Origin of the sequence: Cellulosimicrobium arenosum (genome assembly GCF_014837295.1) — a bacterium.
GTDB lineage: Bacteria > Actinomycetota > Actinomycetes > Actinomycetales > Cellulomonadaceae > Cellulosimicrobium > Cellulosimicrobium arenosum.
Genome location: NZ_JACYHB010000001.1, coordinates 122,293 through 138,081, shown reverse-complemented (window position 1 = coordinate 138,081; position 15,789 = coordinate 122,293). Strand labels below are relative to the sequence as shown.

Genomic DNA, 15,789 nt, shown 5'->3' with positions numbered 1-15,789 from the left:
CCGGCCCGGTCAGTCGCGCGCTGCTGCGGCGACCCAACGGTCGAGCACGTCACGGGCGGCACCCGTGTCGATGCTCCGTGCAGCGAGCCCGTACCCGGCGCGCAGCCGCTCGACCAGCGGGCCGTCGCCCGTGCCCGGAAGGCGACCGTCGGCCACGAGCCCGGCGGCTGCGTTGAGCAGCACCGTCTCGCGCACCGGCCCGGTCTGCCCCGCGAGGACCCGGTGCACCACCTCGGCGTTGTGGGCCGCGTCGGCGCCTCGCAGATCGGTCACCGTGATGGGCGCGAGCCCCAGGTCCTGCACCGGGTCGAGATGGTGCTCGGCCACGACGCCTGCCCGCACCTCCCAGATCGTCGCGCTGCTGGTCGCGGCGAGCTCGTCGAGCCCGTCGTCGCCCCGGAAGACGAGCGCGGAGACGCCCCGGCGGGCGAGGACGCCGGCGATGAGGGGTGCCATCCGGGCGTCGGCGACGCCGATCGCGCTCGCGGGCGGCTGCGCGGGGTTCGTCAGCGGCCCGAGCACGTTGAACGCCGTGGGGATCCCCAGCTCCTTGCGTGCAGCACCCGCGTGGCGCATCGACGGGTGGAAGACCATCGCGGGGCAGAACGTGATGCCCACCTCGTCGGCGATCTGCGCGACGCGGCCCGCACCGTGGTCGAGACGCAGGCCCAGCGCCTCGAGCACGTCGGCAGAACCGGAGGACGACGTCGCGGCGCGGTTCCCGTGCTTGACGACGAGGGTCCCGGTCCCGGCGACGACGACGGCCGCCATCGTGGACACGTTCACCGTGTGCGCGCGGTCGCCACCCGTCCCGACGATGTCGACCGCCGGACCGTCGACCGTGAAGCGGCTCGCGTGCGCGAGCATGGAGTCGGCGAGGCCGGTCAGCTCGTCGACCGTCTCACCCTTCGCCCGCAGCGCCACGAGAAAGCTGGCGAGCCGGACGGGCGACACCTCGCCGGACATCACCTGGTCCATCGCCCACGACGTGGTCGCCGAGTCCAGGTCGTTGCCTGCGACGAGCGAGGTCAGCAGGTCCGGCCAGGTGAACGCCTCGCCTGTCGCGCTGTCGGGGACGGCTCCGGCGTGGGGCGTGGTGGTCACGAGGTCGAAACCTTTCGTTCGGGCTGTCAGCGGGCGCCGACGGCGTCCAGCAGGTCTCGCACCGAGCGCTGCAGCTCCATCGCGTCGAAGGGTCGCGGCACCGCGTCGTCGGCGAGAGACCACGATGCTAGCCAACCGTCCTGCGGCCTGCCGGTGAGTACCAGGACGGGCGGGCAACGGTAGATCTCGTTCTTGAGCTGGCGGCACAGGCCCATGCCGCCGGCCTTGTCCGCCTCGCCGTCGAGCACCAGGAGGTCCCAGCCACCGGCGTCGGCTGCCGTCAGGACAGCCGCAGGTGTGGCGACCTCGAGCCACTCGATGTCGGGACCACCCCCGCGCAGGCGCCGACCGACCGCCAGCCGCACCTGCTCGCGCACCGTGCTGTCGTCGCTGTACAGCAGGACGCGCGGCGAGGGCTCCGTCTCGACCTCGCCGTGCTCCGTCGTGGCCGTCACGGACGTCGACATCGTCGTCATCGTCATCCTTCGCTCGTCAGGGCTGGCCGGACGACCCCGGTCGAGGTGTCCGACGGCTGCCGTCGGCCGCCGTTGGCATCTTGGCACGGCACCGCGTCCGCCGACACCCCCGGGTCTCGCGGGCGTGGCGGACTGCGTGGCGGAGCATGGACGGACGAACGCTCCCGAGCGACCGCAGCAGGGTCCAGTTTCACGGCACTTCGTACCGATCCGTCACCAAGTGCAGGTCTCGGTGGGAGGATCTGGAGACATTGTGAGATTCACCGCGCCGTCCACCGACTCTCGGTTCCACGAACCGGGCCGTCGTCGGCCATAATGGCAACTGTGTCGACCGCAACGGCTGCCCCCCACGCCCATCAGCACGTGAGCGTCAACCGACCGAACCCCGTGTCGGTCGGGACGATCGTGTGGCTGGCCAGCGAGCTCATGTTCTTCGCAGGCCTGTTCGCGATGTACTTCACGGTCCGCTCGACGATGCCCGCGGAGGAGTGGATCGCGCAGGCGGACCATCTCAACCTCGGGTACGCCGCCATCAACACGACCGTCCTGGTGCTGTCGTCGGTGACGTGCCAGATGGGCGTGTGGAAGGCAGAGCGGTTCCAGCCGGTGCGCACGGGGTCGGTGTTCCAGGTGAACCTGTGGGGCATGAACGAGTGGATGACGCTCACGTTCCTCATGGGTGCGTTCTTCATCGGCGGTCAGGTCTTCGAGTACGCCGAGCTCGTCGAGCACGGCGTGACCATCTCCTCGTCCGCCTACGGTTCGGTGTTCTACCTGACGACCGGCTTCCACGGTCTGCACGTCGTCGGGGGTCTGCTCGCCTTCCTGTTCCTGCTCGGCCGGTCGTTCTCGGCCAAGAACTTCGGGCACCACGAGGCCACGACCGGCATCGTGACGTCCTACTACTGGCACTTCGTCGACGTCGTGTGGATCGCCCTGTTCGGTGTGATCTACCTGCTGCCGTACTGACCTGCTGACCGCGGGCCGCGCCCGCCTCCCGCCCCTGCTCCCCCAACCTTGCGAGACGAGGATCATTCCGTGAAGGCACTCGCCGCCCGCAGGCACCACCGGTTCGCACCGGTCGTGCTGCTGCTGCTGGCGCTGCTGGTCACCGGCGGCGTGTACGCCGCGTTCGCGCCGACACCGGCGAACGCCGAGACCGCCAGCACCGAGGACATCGAGACCGGCCAGAAGCTGTTCCAGGCCAACTGCGCCACGTGCCACGGCCCCAACGCCGAGGGCTCGTCGACGGCGCCCTCGCTCGTGGGCGTCGGCGCCGCCGCGGTCGACTTCCAGGTGTCCACGGGCCGGATGCCCATGCAGATGAACGGCCCGCAGGCGATCGCGAAGCCGCCGCAGTTCGACGAGGAGCAGACCGGGCAGCTCGCCGCGTACGTCGCCTCGCTCGGAGCCGGACCGGCCATCCCGACGGACGAGCAGGTCGACGCGGAGCTCGGCGACCCGTCCAGCGGTGCCTCGCTGTTCCGGACCAACTGCGCGATGTGCCACAACGCCGTCGGCGCCGGTGGCGCCCTCTCGGAGGGCAAGTTCGCCCCCCCGCTGTGGGACACCTCCGAGCGCAACATCTACCAGGCGATGCTCACGGGTCCGCAGTCGATGCCCGTGTTCAACGACGCGACGGTGACGCCTGAGGAGAAGCGCGACATCATCGCCTACCTGGACGAGCAGCGTGACGGTTCCGCGGGCGGGCTCACGCTCGGATCGCTCGGCCCCGTCAGCGAAGGCCTGTGGGCGTGGATCGTGGGCATGGGCCTGCTGATCGGCGCCGCTGTGTGGATCGGAGCGAAGTCCTCGTGAGCGACTACAAGAACCCGCGTTCCCCGGAGTCCTCGCACCGTGAGGTGGGGCACCGCGAGGAGCACGGCACCCTGGAGCGGTTCCCTGATCCCGGCATGCCCGAGCACCAGAGCCGCATGTCCGACCGTGACCCGAAGGCGGCCAAGCGCGCGGAGCGCCAGGTCGTGCTCCTCTTCATGGTCTCGATCCTCGGCACGATCGCCTCGCTGATCTTCTACTTCGCGTTCCGGCCGGACGGCACCACCGCCGGCGTGCGGACGTCGACACTCAGCCTCGGGCTCGCCATGGCATTCGCACTGCTCGGCATCGGCCTCGGCGCGGTGCACTGGGCGAAGGCACTGATGTCGGACCACGAGAAGGTCGACGAGCGCCACGCGATCGCCAGCGACGCCGAGACGCGCCAGGGCGCGATCGCGGAGCTGACGGCAGGTGCTGACGACGCGAACATCGGTCGTCGCGGAGTGCTCAAGGGCGCGATGATCTCTGCGCTCGCGCTGTTCCCGCTGACGATCGCCGTGCCGCTGGTGAGCAGCGTCGGCGGTGACTGGAACGTCTCGAAGCTCAAGCACACGATGTGGGAGCCCGGGACCAGGCTCGCGATCGACCCGTCGGGCCGCCCGATCAAGGCCGCCGACGTGACGATCGGGTCCGTCGTCCACATCATCCCGGACGTCGAGGCGGCAGAGCGCGAGACGCACGAGTGGATCACCGAGAAGTCGAAGGCGATCGTCCTGCTCGTCCGCCTCGACCCGCGCGACCTGAAGGCCGACCAGTCGCCCGCGGGCGAGACATGGTCCTACGACGGTATCGTGGCCTTCTCGAAGGTCTGTACTCATGTCGGCTGTCCCGTGGCTCTCTACGAGCAGCAGACGCACCACCTGCTGTGCCCCTGCCACCAGTCGACGTTCGACGTGGCGGACGGTGCGAAGGTGGTCTTCGGTCCTGCGAAGCGACCGCTGCCGCAGCTGCCGATCACCGTTGACGACGAGGGCTACCTGGTCGCACAGAGCGACTTCCACGAGCCCATCGGCCCGAGCTTTTGGGAGCGACTCAAGTGAGCAGCAACGGCAACGCACCCACTACCCGTGCGGGCAAGGCGGCCGACTACCTCGACCAGAGGACGAGCGTCGGATCCGCGGTCAAGGAGTTCGCGCGCAAGGTCTTCCCCGACCACTGGTCGTTCCTCCTCGGTGAGATCGCCCTCTACTCGTTCATCATCCTGATCATCACCGGCGTCTTCCTCACGATGTTCTTCGTGCCCAGCATGGCGCTGGTCGAGTACCACGGACCGCCCGCCACGATGGACGGGCAGCTCATGTCCGACGCCTTCGCCTCCACGCTGCACACCTCCTTCGAGGTCCGCGGCGGGCTGCTCATGCGCCAGATCCACCACTGGGCCGCGCTGATCTTCATGGCAGCGATCGTGACGCACATGATGCGCGTCTTCTTCACCGGAGCATTCCGCAAGCCGCGCGAGCTGAACTGGCTCGTGGGCACGCTGCTCATGATCCTCGGGCTCCTCGCGGGCTTCTCGGGCTACTCGCTCCCGGACGACGTCCTCTCCGGCAACGGTCTGCGCATCACGGACGGCGTGGTCAAGTCGATCCCGCTCATCGGCTCGTACCTGTCGTACTTCATCTTCGGCGGCGAGTTCCCGGGCGACGACATCATCCCGCGCCTGTTCACGGTGCACATCTTCCTGATCCCGGGGCTGATCCTCGCCCTGGTGGCGCTCCACCTGTTCTTCGTGGTGCTCCACAAGCACACGCAGTACCCGGGCGGCGGCCGGACCGACAAGAACGTCGTCGGCTACCCCCTCTTCCCGGTGTACACGGCGAAGGCCGGCGGCTTCTTCTTCATCGTGTTCGGCATCCTCGCGCTGATGGGTGCGACGATGGCGATCAACAACGTCTGGAGCTACGGCCCGTTCGACCCGTCGCCGGTCTCGGCCGGCGCACAACCCGACTGGTACATGCTCTTCCTCGAAGGCTCGCTCAGACTCATGCCCGGGGGCGCAGAGTTCGTGATGTGGGGCGACTGGACGGTCTCTCTGAACGTCCTCATCCCTGCCGTGGTCGTCCCGGGGATCCTGTTCACGTTCCTCTTCGTCTATCCGTTCCTCGAGGCCGCCGTCACGAAGGACAAGCGCGAGCACCACGTGCTCGACCGTCCGCGCAACGTCCCGGTGCGCACCGGGCTCGGCGTGGCGTTCCTGACCGCCTTCATCATCCTGGCGCTCGCCGGGTCGAACGACCTCATCGCGACCCACTTCCACATGTCGATCAACACGATCACGTGGGTGTTCCGCGTGCTGATCTTCGTGGGCCCGTGGTTCGGGTTCTGGATCACGAAGCGCATCTGCCTCGGGCTGCAGCGCAAGGACCGCGAGCTGGTCCTGCACGGGCACGAGACCGGTCGCATCGTGCGGTTCGCCAACGGCGAGTACATCGAGGTCCACCGCCCTCTCGACGAGCAGGAGCGTTGGCTCCGTGTGAACTACTCGGCACACACCCCGCTCGAGGTCGAACCTGCGACGGACTCGCGCGGGGTGCGCCGCAAGGGCTATGCGCAGGACAAGCGCATGCAGCGTCTCTCCCGGTTCTTCTACGAGGACCGGATCGAGCCCGTGACACCGGCCGAGCTCGCGGCAGCGCACTCCCACGGCGAGCACGACGCCATCGCGGGTGGTGAGCACGTCGAGATCACGTCGGGCGCCGCCGTGGGCGGCGGACGCGACCTGGTCGAGCCCGACGCCGAGAACGACGGGCCGCCGCGCCACTGACGCACGGCCGCTGACGCACGACGGCCCGCGACCGCACGCCCCAGCTGCCTGGGTGCGGCGGACGCGGGCCGTCGTCGTTGTCGGACGCCATCACGCGCGCCGAACAGGGACTCGGTAGCAACATCCGGGAGGACCGGCTCGACTCTGCTGCGCGGAGCCGTCCCCCCGACGCTGACAGGTCGAGTGCTGCAGCGGCCATCCTGGATCCGACCGGGCCAGCGGATTGCCAGGGTGCAGCGGCGACGACCGCGGAGAACAGATCCGCCGAGGTCGCGCCAGCGGATCCGGGCCACGGTGTCGACGACGCGTGAAGACTGACCCCTGAGCGACGGCTGAAAATGGACCCCCTTCGGCCAGGCTGAGGAGGGTGATGACCGTGGAGGACTGGGCGGAGATCCGGCGGCTGAACCGGGTCGAGGGGATGGCGATCAAGGCGATCGTGCGTCGGCTGGGTGTCTCGAGGAACTCGGTGCGGCGCGCGTTGGCCAGGGACGCGCCGCCGAAGTACGTGCGGGCGGCCAAGGGGTCGCTGGTCGACGAGGTCGAACCAGTCATCCGCGGGTTACTGGTCACGTGCCCGACGATGCCGGCGACGGTGATCGCGCAGCGGATCGGCTGGACGCACTCGTTGACGGTCCTGAAGGACCGGGTGCGGGCGCTGCGCCCGTACTACCTGCCGCCGGACCCGGCTTCGCGCACGAGCTATGAGCCGGGGCACCGGTTGCAGTGCGACCTGTGGTTTCCGCCGGTAGACGTCCCGCTCGGGGCGGGGCAGGTCGGCTCCCCGCCGGTGCTGGTGATGGTCGCGGGCTACTCGCGGATGATGTTCGCCACGATGCTGCCCTCGCGGCAGGCCGCGGACCTGATCGCCGGGCACTGGCGGCTGCTGCTGGAGATGGACGCGGTTGCCCGCGAACTGGTCTGGGACAACGAGTCCGCGGTCGGGTCCTGGCGGGCTGGCAAGCCGAAGCTCACTGAGGATTTCGAAGCGTTCCGCGGGGTCCTGGGGGTCGGGGTCCATCAATGCCGACCGCGCGACCCCGAAGCCAAAGGGCTGGTCGAACGCGCGAACGGGTACCTGGAGACCTCGTTCCTGCCCGGGCGGACGTTCACCGGGCCCGACGACTTCAACGCCCAGCTGGCCGACTGGCTGCCGGTCGCGAACGCCCGTCAGCACCGGGCGCTGGGCTGTCGACCGGCCGACCGGTGGACGGCCGACCGTGAGTCGATGCTCACGCTGCCGCCGGTGGCTCCGGCGCTGGGTTGGCGCACGCGAGTCCGGTTGCCTCGTGACCACTACGTGCGCCTGGGCTCGAACGACTACTCGGTGGACCCCGTCGCGGTCGGCCGGTTCGTCGAGGTCGTCGCCGACCTTGAGCGCGTCACGGTCCGTCTCGGGACCAAGACCGTCGCTGAGCATGCCCGGTGCTGGGCACGCTGGCAGACGATCACCGACCCAGCCCACAAGACCGCCGCCCTGGCAATGTCGACCGCCGCGGCGCACCGTCCGCCGGCCCCGCCCACCGACGAAGTCGAGCAGCGCGACCTTGCCGCCTACGACGCCGCGTTCGGCCTGACGGACGTGGCCTGATGCCCGCCACCAAGACCGCGGCCCGTGACATGACCAGCGAGCTCGCGTTCTTGACCCGCGCGATGAAAGCACCGACGTTGCGCGACGCGGTCGGGCGGCTGGCCGAACGGGCGCGGGCCGAGTCCTGGACCCACGAGGAGTTCCTCGCGGCCTGCCTGCAACGCGAGGTCGCTGCCCGCGAGGCCCACGGCGGGGAGGGACGCATCCGCGCCGCGAGGTTCCCGGGCCGCAAGTCGTTGGAGGACTTCGACTTCGAGCACGCCCGCGGACTGGCCCGCGACCAGATCGCCCACCTCGGAACCCTGGACTTCGTGGCGGCCCGCGAGAACGTGGTGTTCCTCGGACCACCCGGCACCGGCAAGACCCACCTGGCGACCGGCATCGCGGTCCGCGCCTGCCAAGCGGGCCACCGCGTCCAGTTCGCGACCGCCTCACAGTGGGTCGACCGGCTCGCGACCGCGCACCACGACGGACGGCTCCAAGACGAGCTACGCCGCCTGGGCCGCTACCCGCTGCTCGTCATCGACGAGGTCGGCTACATCCCCTTCGAACCCGAAGCCGCGAACCTGTTCTTCCAGCTCGTCTCGTCCCGCTACGAACGAGCGTCCCTGATCGTGACCTCCAACAAACCCTTCGGGCGCTGGGGCGAGGTCTTCGGCGACGACACCGTCGCCGCCGCGATGATCGACCGCCTCGTCCACCACGCCGACGTCATCGCCCTCAAGGGCGAGTCCTACCGGCTCAAGAACCGCGACCTCGGGCGCCCGCCCGCGGCCACAACCGACTGAACAACCAACGAGAGGGGTCCACTTTCAGACGTCGCCAGGGGGTTCATTTTCAGCCGTCGTTGACACACGACTGTCGATCCGCAGCCGAGCACCAGCGCCCGGTCTCCTGCGGTGCGTCCCGCCCCTGTCGCGCAGCCCTCCCGCCCTGTCGCGCAGCCCTGCGGTCGAGACGCTGGACCCGTCGGAGCCCGGTCGCGCGATCGTGGACTGCACAGGAGCCCCACCTGCACGTCGGGCCCGGCACCTGTGAGAGGTGCCGGGCCCGACGATGAAGCTCTTGCCCGATGATCGGGCGGGTGTGACTCAGTGCGCGTGCTGCCCGCGGGAGAACTCGAAGACCCAGCCGACGAGCGCCACCGCACCGATCGCGACCCCGACGTAGACGAGCCACCAGCCGACCGCGAGGCCGAGGAAGGTCACGGCAGCGGCGGACCCGATAGCCAGCGGCCACCAGCTCCACGGTGCGTAGACACCCTGGTCTCCGGCGCCCTGCTCGACGAGTCCGTCCGGGTCGTCCTCAGGTCGCGGATCGATCCGCTTGGCCGTCAGCCAGAGGTAGCCACCGATCATGCCGACCAGGGCGGACGTGAGGATGAGGCCGACGGAACCCACCGGCTCCCACCCGCTCCACAGCCCGTAGATCAGGGCGACGACGGCGAAGAACGGCGTCACCAGGAGGAAGAACTTGAACTCGACCTTCACTTCGACTCACCCTCGCTCTCGTCCTGCGAGCCCGGACGCGGCTCGTCGATGATCACCGTCGTCGTGGAGCCGCTCGACTCCTCGGCACCGCTCAGCCGGTCCAGTGCGATGTTCTTCTCGCCCCGACGGTCGGCCTCCCCGTACACCCGCTCGAGCACCGTCGGGCTGGGCTCGGCGTGATCCATGGCGGCCACCTCGGGGTGGTGCAGGTCGAACGCCGGCGACTCGGAACGGATGCGCGGGAGCGACGTGAAGTTGTGGCGTGGCGGCGGACAGCTCGTCGCCCACTCGAGCGAGCGACCGTAGCCCCAGGGGTCGTCGACCTCGACCTTCGGCGCGTTGCGCCAGGTCGTGTAGACGTTCCACAGGAACGGGAGCGTCGAGGCCGCGAGGAGGAACGCCCCGACCGTCGACACCTGGTTCTCCCAGGTGAAACCGTCCGACGGCCCGTAGTCCGCGTAGCGGCGGGGCATGCCCTCGACGCCGAGCCAGTGCTGGATGAGGAAGGTCATGTGGAAACCGACGAACAGCATCCAGAAGTGGACCTTGCCGAGCCGCTCGTTGAGCATGCGCCCGGTGAACTTGGGCCACCAGAAGTAGAAGCCCGCGAACATGGCGAACACGACGGTGCCGAACACCACGTAGTGGAAGTGCGCGACGACGAAGTACGAGTCGGACACGTGGAAGTCCAGCGCGGGGCTCGACAGGATGATGCCCGTCAGCCCGCCGAAGAGGAACGTGACGAGGAAGCCGATCGACCAGAGCATCGGGGTCTCGAACGTGAGCTTTCCTCGCCACAGGGTGCCGATCCAGTTGAAGAACTTCACACCCGTCGGTACGGCGATGAGCATCGTCATGAGCGCGAAGAACGGGAGCAGGACCGCGCCCGTGACGTACATGTGGTGCGCCCAGACCGTCACGGACAGCGCGGCGATCGCGATCGTCGCATAGACGAGCCCCTTGTAGCCGAAGATCGGCTTGCGGCTGAAGACGGGGAAGATCTCGGTCACGATGCCGAAGAACGGCAGCGCGATGATGTAGACCTCCGGGTGGCCGAAGAACCAGAACAGGTGCTGCCACAGGATGGCGCCGCCGTTCTCCGGGTTGAAGACCTGCGCCCCGAGCCGCCGGTCGGCACCGAGCGCGAACAGCGCGGCGGCCAGGGGCGGGAACGCCATGAGCACGAGCAGGCTGGTGACGAGGATGTTCCAGCTGAAGATCGGCATGCGGAACATCGTCATGCCCGGCGCTCGCATGGTGATGACGGTGGTGATGAAGTTGACCGCACCCAGGATGGTCCCGAACCCTGCGAGTGCCAGACCGAACACCCAGAGGTCTCCCCCGAGGCCCGGACTGAAGGTCGTGTTCGACAGCGGCGCGTAGGCGAACCACCCGAACGAGGCCGCACCCTGCGGCGTGAAGAAGCCGGCGGAGGCGATCAGCCCACCGAAGAGGTAGAGCCAGTACGCGAACATGTTGAGCCGCGGGAACGCGACGTCGGGTGCGCCGATCTGCAGGGGCATGATGACGTTCGCGAAGCCGGCGAAGAGCGGGGTCGCGAACAGCAGCAGCATGATCGTGCCGTGCATCGTGAAGAGCTGGTTGTACTGCTCCTTGCTCTGCACGATCTGGATGCCCGGCTCGAAGAGCTCGGCGCGGATCACCAGGGCCATGAGGCCGCCGATGCAGAAGAAGATGAACGACGTGATCAGGTACATGTACCCGATCGTCTTGTGGTCGGTGGACGTCACCCACTTGATGACGGTCCGCCCCAGGGTCTGACGCTGCGGCGCCAGGCCGGGGATCTGCTCAACCTGCGCGACCATCAGTTCTCACCCTCCGTGGTTGCCGCGGTGGACTGCGGGTCCTGGAGGCGGCTGTAGCCCTCGACCGGGAGCTGCCCCTCCTGGCCCTTGTCCCGCAGCTCGTCCATCGCCGCGTCGAACTCCGCGCGGTCGACGACCTTGACGTTGAACAGCATCCCCGAGTGGTACTCACCGCAGAGCTCGGCGCACTTGCCGGCGTAGACCCCCTCACGCGTCGGGGTGACGACGAACGAGTTCTCGCGGTAGGGGATCATGTCCTGCTTGTAGAGGAACGCGGGGATCCAGAACGAGTGGATGACGTCGCGCGAGCGGAGCTCGAACTTCACGGTCTCGTCGACCGGGAGGTACAGCGTGGGCATCTCCTCGGACGTGCCCGGGACTCCGTCGATCTCAGCGTCCTCGGTCAGCGTCCCGGCGACGTCGGTGACCTGCTCACCGGACTCGTAGACGTCCTCGTCGACGTAGTTGAAGTCCCAGCTCCACTGCTTGCCGATGACCTCGATCGTGATGTCGGACTCGGCGTCCGGGTCCTGGATCGCGTTGATGTCGCGGTCGGTGAACACGAACAGCACGAGGATCATCAGGATCGGCACGGCCGTGTACATGATCTCGAGCGGCAGGTGGTACCGCGTCTGGACGGGCAGGACGTGGTCGTCCTTGCGCTTCCGGTAGGCAGCGATGCACCACAGCATCAGGCCCCACGTGATGACGCCGACGACGAGCGCGGCGATCCAGGAGCCGGTCCACAACGAGGTGATCCGGGCAGTCTGGTCGGTCACCTCCCCGTCGTCGTATCCGGGGAGGTACCCACGCTGGACCGTGTCGCTGGCACAGCCGGACGCCACCGCCGCGACGGCGACGGCAAGTGCCGTCGCCCGCAGGATGGTGCGCCGTGTGCGGCTAGGTGATTGCGAGTGCAAGGGGGGCCTTTCACGTCACGTCCCGCACCGTCCCGTCTCCACGGACCCAGCACAGGACCTTCGTCCTCGACACACGAAGCCTAGCGCGCGATCCGGGCCTTGGTGCGCCAGGACGCGCACCTCCGGCGGATGCGGACGCCCCTCACCGGGACCGCACCGGCACGTTCGCCACAGCCTGCCGAGGTCTGTCAGATCCTTCCCACTTTCGTCGGCTCCGGCGCCGTCCGCAGGGCCCGGCGGTAGCGTTCGGGGCAGTTCCGACGGGAGGCCCTGTGACGCACACCACCCCACCGCACCGGCTGTACCTGGACAACGCCGGTCGCGCGCCCTGGCACCCGCTGGCCCGCGAGGCGTTCCTCCAGGCGCTCGACGACGGGTGGGCCGACCCGCGTCGTCTGCACGCCGAGGGACGTCGCGCCAGGGCGCTGCTCGACGGCGCGCGCGAGGCCCTGGCGGCGTCCCTCGGATGCCGGACGGAGGAGATCGTGCTCACCGGCTCGCACACCGCGTCCCTGCACACCGCGGTCCTCGCCCTCGCGGGCGGGCGCCGTCGTGCCGGGCACCGGGTCGTCGTGGGCTCCGTCGAGCGCGCCGCGGTCCTCGCCGCGGCGGAGCACGACGGCCTCGAGCGCGTCGTCGTCCCCGTCGACCGCCTCGGTCGCGTCGCCCCGGAGCAGGTGATCGGGGCTGCCGCGGGTCCCGATGTCGCGCTCGCCGCGCTCCAGCTCGCGAACGGCGAGGTCGGCACGCGGCAGCCGGTCGAGGCCGTCCACGCCGGGCTCCGCCGCACCGGGGCACCCCTGCTCGTGGACGCCGGCGCGGGCATCGGGCACGTCGTGGTCCCCCCGGCGTGGGACGCGCTCGCCGCCGACCCGGGCGACTGGGGTGCTGCCCCCGGCGTCGGGGTGCTCGCGATCCGTTCGCGCGTGCGCCGCCGCAGCCCCTGGCCGGAGGACCCCGACCCGCTCGCGCCCGGCGGCGTGAGCGTCCCGGCGGCCTTCGCGGCCGCGGTCGGCCTGCAGGCCGTGCTGGGCGACCTGGTGGAGCAGGACGTGCGTCGTCGGGCGCTCGTGGACCGGATCCGCGAGCGGGTCGCGACGATCCCTGGCGTCGAGGTCGTCGGCGACCCCACGGACCGGCTCCCGCACGTCGTGACATTCTCGTTCCTCTACGTCGACGGCGAGGCGCTGCTCACCGAGCTCGACCGGGAGGGGATCGCCGTGGGCTCGGGCTCGGCCTGCACGTCGAGCACGCTGGAGCCGTCCCACGTCCTCGCAGCGATGGGCGTGCTCACGCACGGCAACGTCCGGGTGGCCCTGGACCGCTCCACGACCGGGGACGACGTCGACCGCCTCCTCGCGGCGCTGCCGGGCGCCGTCGGCCGCGTGCGGGCGATGCTCGGCGTGCACGACCTGTGACGCCCCCCTGCCCCGGCCCGCCCCCATGACCGATCGCCTCCGGCCGCAGGGACGACGAGAGCCCGGCCCCACGAGGGGACCGGGCTCTCGAGGAGCGTGGGCTCAGCCGAAGGAACCGCCGCACGCGCAGGAGCTGCCCGCGTTCGGGTTGTCGATCGTGAAGCCCTGCTTCTCGATCGTGTCGGCGAAGTCGATCGTCGCGCCCTCGAGGTAGGGGACGCTCATCTTGTCGACGACGACCTCGACCCCGTCGTAGTCGCGGAGGGCGTCGCCCTCGAGGACGCGCTCGTCGAAGTACAGCTGGTAGATCAGGCCCGAGCAGCCGCCCGGCTGCACCGCGACACGCAGGCGCAGGTCGTCGCGCCCCTCCTGCTCGAGAAGGGTGCGGACCTTGTCCGCGGCAAAGTCGGTCAGGTTGACGCCGTGGGTGGCGATCTCGGTGGTCTCGCTCATGTCGTCTCCGCGCTGTCGGGGGGAGCAGTGCCCCGGTGGTGACCGGCTCTGTCCGTGGACCGCTGGTCGTCTGTCACTCGTCAGCCGTCCCAACACTTCGCGGGCCGGACCTGTTCCCGAGTGTACGCCCGCACCCTCTCGTACCCTGGCTGCTCGACGCAGCGGTGGACGAGAGAGGTCGGCATGGGACAGGACGTGCACTTCATCACGGTGGCGGCACCCGACCTGGACGCGGCGCGTCGCTTCTACGACGCGCTCGGCTGGCGGGCGACGCTGGACGTCCCGGCGGAGATCGTCTTCTACCGGAGCGCACCCGGGCAGCTGCTCGGGTTCTTCCAGGCCGAGAAGTTCGCGCGCGACCAGGGTGCCAGGGCGGAGCACCTGAGCGTGTCCGGGCTGACCCTGTCGCAGAACCTCTCCTCGCGCGCCGAGGTGATCGCGCTGGTCGACCGGATGGTCGCGGCCGGCGGCACCGTCCGCAAGGCCCCGCAGCAAGGAGAGTTCGGGGGCGTCTTCCATGCGCACGTCGCCGATCCGAACGGGCTGGTCTGGGAGGTCGCGCACAACCCCGCGTGGTCCGTCGGACCGGACGGATCGGTCGCCCTCGGGTAGATCCGACCGGAGCGGCGGACCGTCGCCTACCCGCGCGCCCAGGTCCGCGCCACCCGGTCGACGAGGGCGTGGGGATCGTCGCCGCCCCATGCGTACGTGCCGCTCAGGCCGGCGGCGGCCTGCTCCCGCCGGCCCGCGACGACCGTCCGCGCCAGGGCGATCACGGGGACGGCGTGCTGCGCCGCCCGCGCCGCCACCTCGCGGACCGCGCCCTCACCGAGCTCGTGCGCTCCGACCTCCGCGGTCACCACGACCGCCAGGTCGGCGTCGGCCAGGAGCGCGTCCAGCCCGACGTCGTGCGCGAGGACGTGCAGCGCGGGTGTCAGCTGGCCGCCGAGCGCCGCGACGGCGAACCCGAGCCCTCCCCCGCTGCCCGCGCCCGGGAGCCCGGCGAGCCTCGCGTCCGCGCGTGCGAGGAGGTCGCGCCCGACGACGGAGCCCGCGCCGCCGGGGGCGATCCCGTCCACCGCCGCCGCCGTGCGGGCCGCCACGGCTCCGAGCTCGCGCTCGAGGTCCTGCGCCACGGCGCCGTCGACGCCGTGGTCGGCGAGCGTCGCGCTCGCTCCGTGCAGGCCGAGCAGCGGGACGTCGGTCGCGACGGCGGCGACGAGGCGTGCTCCTCCCAGCGCGTCTCGCGCGGCCCGCAGCTCGTGAGCCGCGTCCGCCCGACCCGCCCCGACCCCGCCGCCGTCGGCCACCTCGCCGGCGAGCACCCGCACCATGCCCGCCCCCGCGTCGTGGCTCCTCGCCCCGCCTGTCGCGAGGACGACCCGGCCCGGGCGTCCGTCCGACGCCCTGGCGGCGTCGACGGCGAGCGCGACGAGCCGGCCCACCGCGCCCGACGACCGCGGCGCGTCCCGCCAGGACGCGCCGCGCGCATCCGTGCCCGCCTCGCGCGCCGCGCCGCGCTCCGCCGGCAGCTGGGACGCGTCGGCGTAGACGGTCCCCGTGACGCGGGACCGGCGCAGGGCCACGGGCACGTCCGCGCCGTCGGGAACCTCCACGACGCCCGCGAGCGCCTCGGGTGCGACGCGGGAGACCGCGTCCAGGAACGGCTGCCCGACGGCGGCGAGCGTGATCGCCTCCGTGCCCGCGCCCGAGCTCTGCCTCCAGCTCCGCGCGACGTCCTGCGAGGACGGGACGTCGCCTGCGACGCCCCACCGCGACCGGGGGCCGCGCGGCCCGGGGACGGGGAGCCACGCGGCGTCGGGCAGGGTGGGGCCGGGCGAGCCGACGACGAGGACGCGCATGCGGGGATTGTGCCAGCCCCCGGGGGTGTGGACCGTCTGCCGGCCAGGG

The 15,789-nt window shown here is 70.5% G+C and carries 15 protein-coding genes; 8 read left to right on the top strand and 7 right to left on the bottom strand.

From position 1 onward, the window contains the following. Positions 1-9 precede the first annotated feature (9 nt). A complete protein-coding gene (trpD, locus tag IF651_RS00645; RefSeq protein ID WP_338403683.1) occupies positions 10-1,104 on the bottom strand; it encodes an anthranilate phosphoribosyltransferase in 1,095 nt (364 codons plus the stop codon). A gap of 26 nt (positions 1,105-1,130) precedes the next feature. After that, positions 1,131-1,580, bottom strand: coding sequence for a response regulator (locus IF651_RS00640; protein ID WP_422110431.1), 450 nt, complete (start codon positions 1,578-1,580; stop codon positions 1,131-1,133). Positions 1,581-1,895: 315 nt separating this feature from the next. Between IF651_RS00640 and ctaE the strand changes: the two genes are divergently transcribed. From ctaE to istB, 6 genes are all read left to right on the top strand, one after another. Next, the gene (gene ctaE, locus IF651_RS00635) at positions 1,896-2,549 is read left to right on the top strand and encodes an aa3-type cytochrome oxidase subunit III (protein WP_191827158.1); all 654 of its coding nucleotides are present in this window, start codon (positions 1,896-1,898) and stop codon (positions 2,547-2,549) included. Between the two features lie 69 nt (positions 2,550-2,618). Continuing rightward, positions 2,619-3,398 (top strand): cytochrome bc1 complex diheme cytochrome c subunit, encoded by a 780-nt coding sequence (gene qcrC, locus IF651_RS00630; protein WP_191827157.1) that lies wholly within the window; start codon positions 2,619-2,621, stop codon positions 3,396-3,398. Beyond that, the gene (gene qcrA, locus IF651_RS00625) at positions 3,395-4,456 is read left to right on the top strand and encodes a cytochrome bc1 complex Rieske iron-sulfur subunit (RefSeq protein ID WP_422110421.1); all 1,062 of its coding nucleotides are present in this window, start codon (positions 3,395-3,397) and stop codon (positions 4,454-4,456) included. Before qcrC ends, qcrA begins: the two co-directional genes overlap by 4 nt. Then, on the top strand, positions 4,453-6,180 hold the full coding sequence (gene qcrB / locus IF651_RS00620) for a cytochrome bc1 complex cytochrome b subunit (RefSeq protein WP_191827156.1): 1,728 nt from the start codon (positions 4,453-4,455) through the stop codon (positions 6,178-6,180). The genes qcrA and qcrB overlap by 4 nt, the downstream gene beginning before the upstream one ends. A 367-nt stretch (positions 6,181-6,547) precedes the next feature. Beyond that, on the top strand, positions 6,548-7,771 hold the full coding sequence (gene istA, locus IF651_RS00615) for an IS21 family transposase (protein ID WP_191827155.1): 1,224 nt from the start codon (positions 6,548-6,550) through the stop codon (positions 7,769-7,771). Continuing rightward, a complete protein-coding gene (gene istB, locus IF651_RS00610) occupies positions 7,771-8,559 on the top strand; it encodes an IS21-like element helper ATPase IstB (RefSeq protein WP_191827154.1) in 789 nt (262 codons plus the stop codon). Before istA ends, istB begins: the two co-directional genes overlap by 1 nt. A gap of 303 nt (positions 8,560-8,862) precedes the next feature. Here istB and IF651_RS00605 read toward each other — a convergent pair whose 3' ends face one another. From IF651_RS00605 to ctaC, 3 genes are read right to left on the bottom strand one after another with little or no spacing between them, the layout of a single operon-like run. Continuing rightward, on the bottom strand, positions 8,863-9,261 hold the full coding sequence (locus IF651_RS00605; RefSeq protein WP_191827153.1) for an aa3-type cytochrome oxidase subunit IV: 399 nt from the start codon (positions 9,259-9,261) through the stop codon (positions 8,863-8,865). Continuing rightward, entirely contained in the window at positions 9,258-11,087 is a 1,830-nt protein-coding gene (gene ctaD, locus IF651_RS00600) for an aa3-type cytochrome oxidase subunit I (protein ID WP_191827152.1), read from the bottom strand. Before ctaD ends, IF651_RS00605 begins: the two co-directional genes overlap by 4 nt. Then, complete coding sequence (ctaC, locus tag IF651_RS00595; RefSeq protein WP_191827151.1) at positions 11,087-12,007, bottom strand: aa3-type cytochrome oxidase subunit II; 921 nt, start codon at positions 12,005-12,007, stop codon at positions 11,087-11,089. Before ctaC ends, ctaD begins: the two co-directional genes overlap by 1 nt. Positions 12,008-12,279: 272 nt before the next feature. Here ctaC and IF651_RS00590 point away from each other — a divergent pair, with 272 nt between their 5' ends. Further along, on the top strand, positions 12,280-13,425 hold the full coding sequence (locus tag IF651_RS00590; RefSeq protein WP_191827150.1) for an aminotransferase class V-fold PLP-dependent enzyme: 1,146 nt from the start codon (positions 12,280-12,282) through the stop codon (positions 13,423-13,425). A 102-nt stretch (positions 13,426-13,527) separates the two neighbouring features. Here the strand turns inward: IF651_RS00590 and erpA are convergent, their stop codons facing one another. Continuing rightward, on the bottom strand, positions 13,528-13,878 hold the full coding sequence (erpA, locus tag IF651_RS00585) for an iron-sulfur cluster insertion protein ErpA (RefSeq protein WP_191827149.1): 351 nt from the start codon (positions 13,876-13,878) through the stop codon (positions 13,528-13,530). Positions 13,879-14,061: 183 nt separating this feature from the next. Between erpA and IF651_RS00580 the strand changes: the two genes are divergently transcribed. Beyond that, on the top strand, positions 14,062-14,490 hold the full coding sequence (locus IF651_RS00580; RefSeq protein ID WP_191827148.1) for a VOC family protein: 429 nt from the start codon (positions 14,062-14,064) through the stop codon (positions 14,488-14,490). A gap of 26 nt (positions 14,491-14,516) precedes the next feature. On the opposite strand, the gene IF651_RS00575 is transcribed toward IF651_RS00580, so the two are convergent. Further along, positions 14,517-15,740 carry a glycerate kinase gene (locus IF651_RS00575; RefSeq protein WP_191827147.1) on the bottom strand — a complete coding sequence of 408 codons (1,224 nt, stop codon included), beginning with the start codon at positions 15,738-15,740 and terminating at the stop codon, positions 14,517-14,519. Positions 15,741-15,789 lie beyond the last annotated feature (49 nt).

Coding starts and splice junctions, on each gene's coding strand:
- IF651_RS00640 (WP_422110431.1), bottom strand. CDS start 1,580: ATGACGACGATGTCGACGTCCGTGACGGCCACGACGGAGCACGGCGAG.
- ctaE (WP_191827158.1), top strand. CDS start 1,896: ATGGCAACTGTGTCGACCGCAACGGCTGCCCCCCACGCCCATCAGCAC.
- istB (WP_191827154.1), top strand. CDS start 7,771: ATGCCCGCCACCAAGACCGCGGCCCGTGACATGACCAGCGAGCTCGCG.
- ctaD (WP_191827152.1), bottom strand. CDS start 11,087: ATGGTCGCGCAGGTTGAGCAGATCCCCGGCCTGGCGCCGCAGCGTCAG.
- erpA (WP_191827149.1), bottom strand. CDS start 13,878: ATGAGCGAGACCACCGAGATCGCCACCCACGGCGTCAACCTGACCGAC.
- IF651_RS00580 (WP_191827148.1), top strand. CDS start 14,062: ATGGGACAGGACGTGCACTTCATCACGGTGGCGGCACCCGACCTGGAC.
- IF651_RS00575 (WP_191827147.1), bottom strand. CDS start 15,740: ATGCGCGTCCTCGTCGTCGGCTCGCCCGGCCCCACCCTGCCCGACGCC.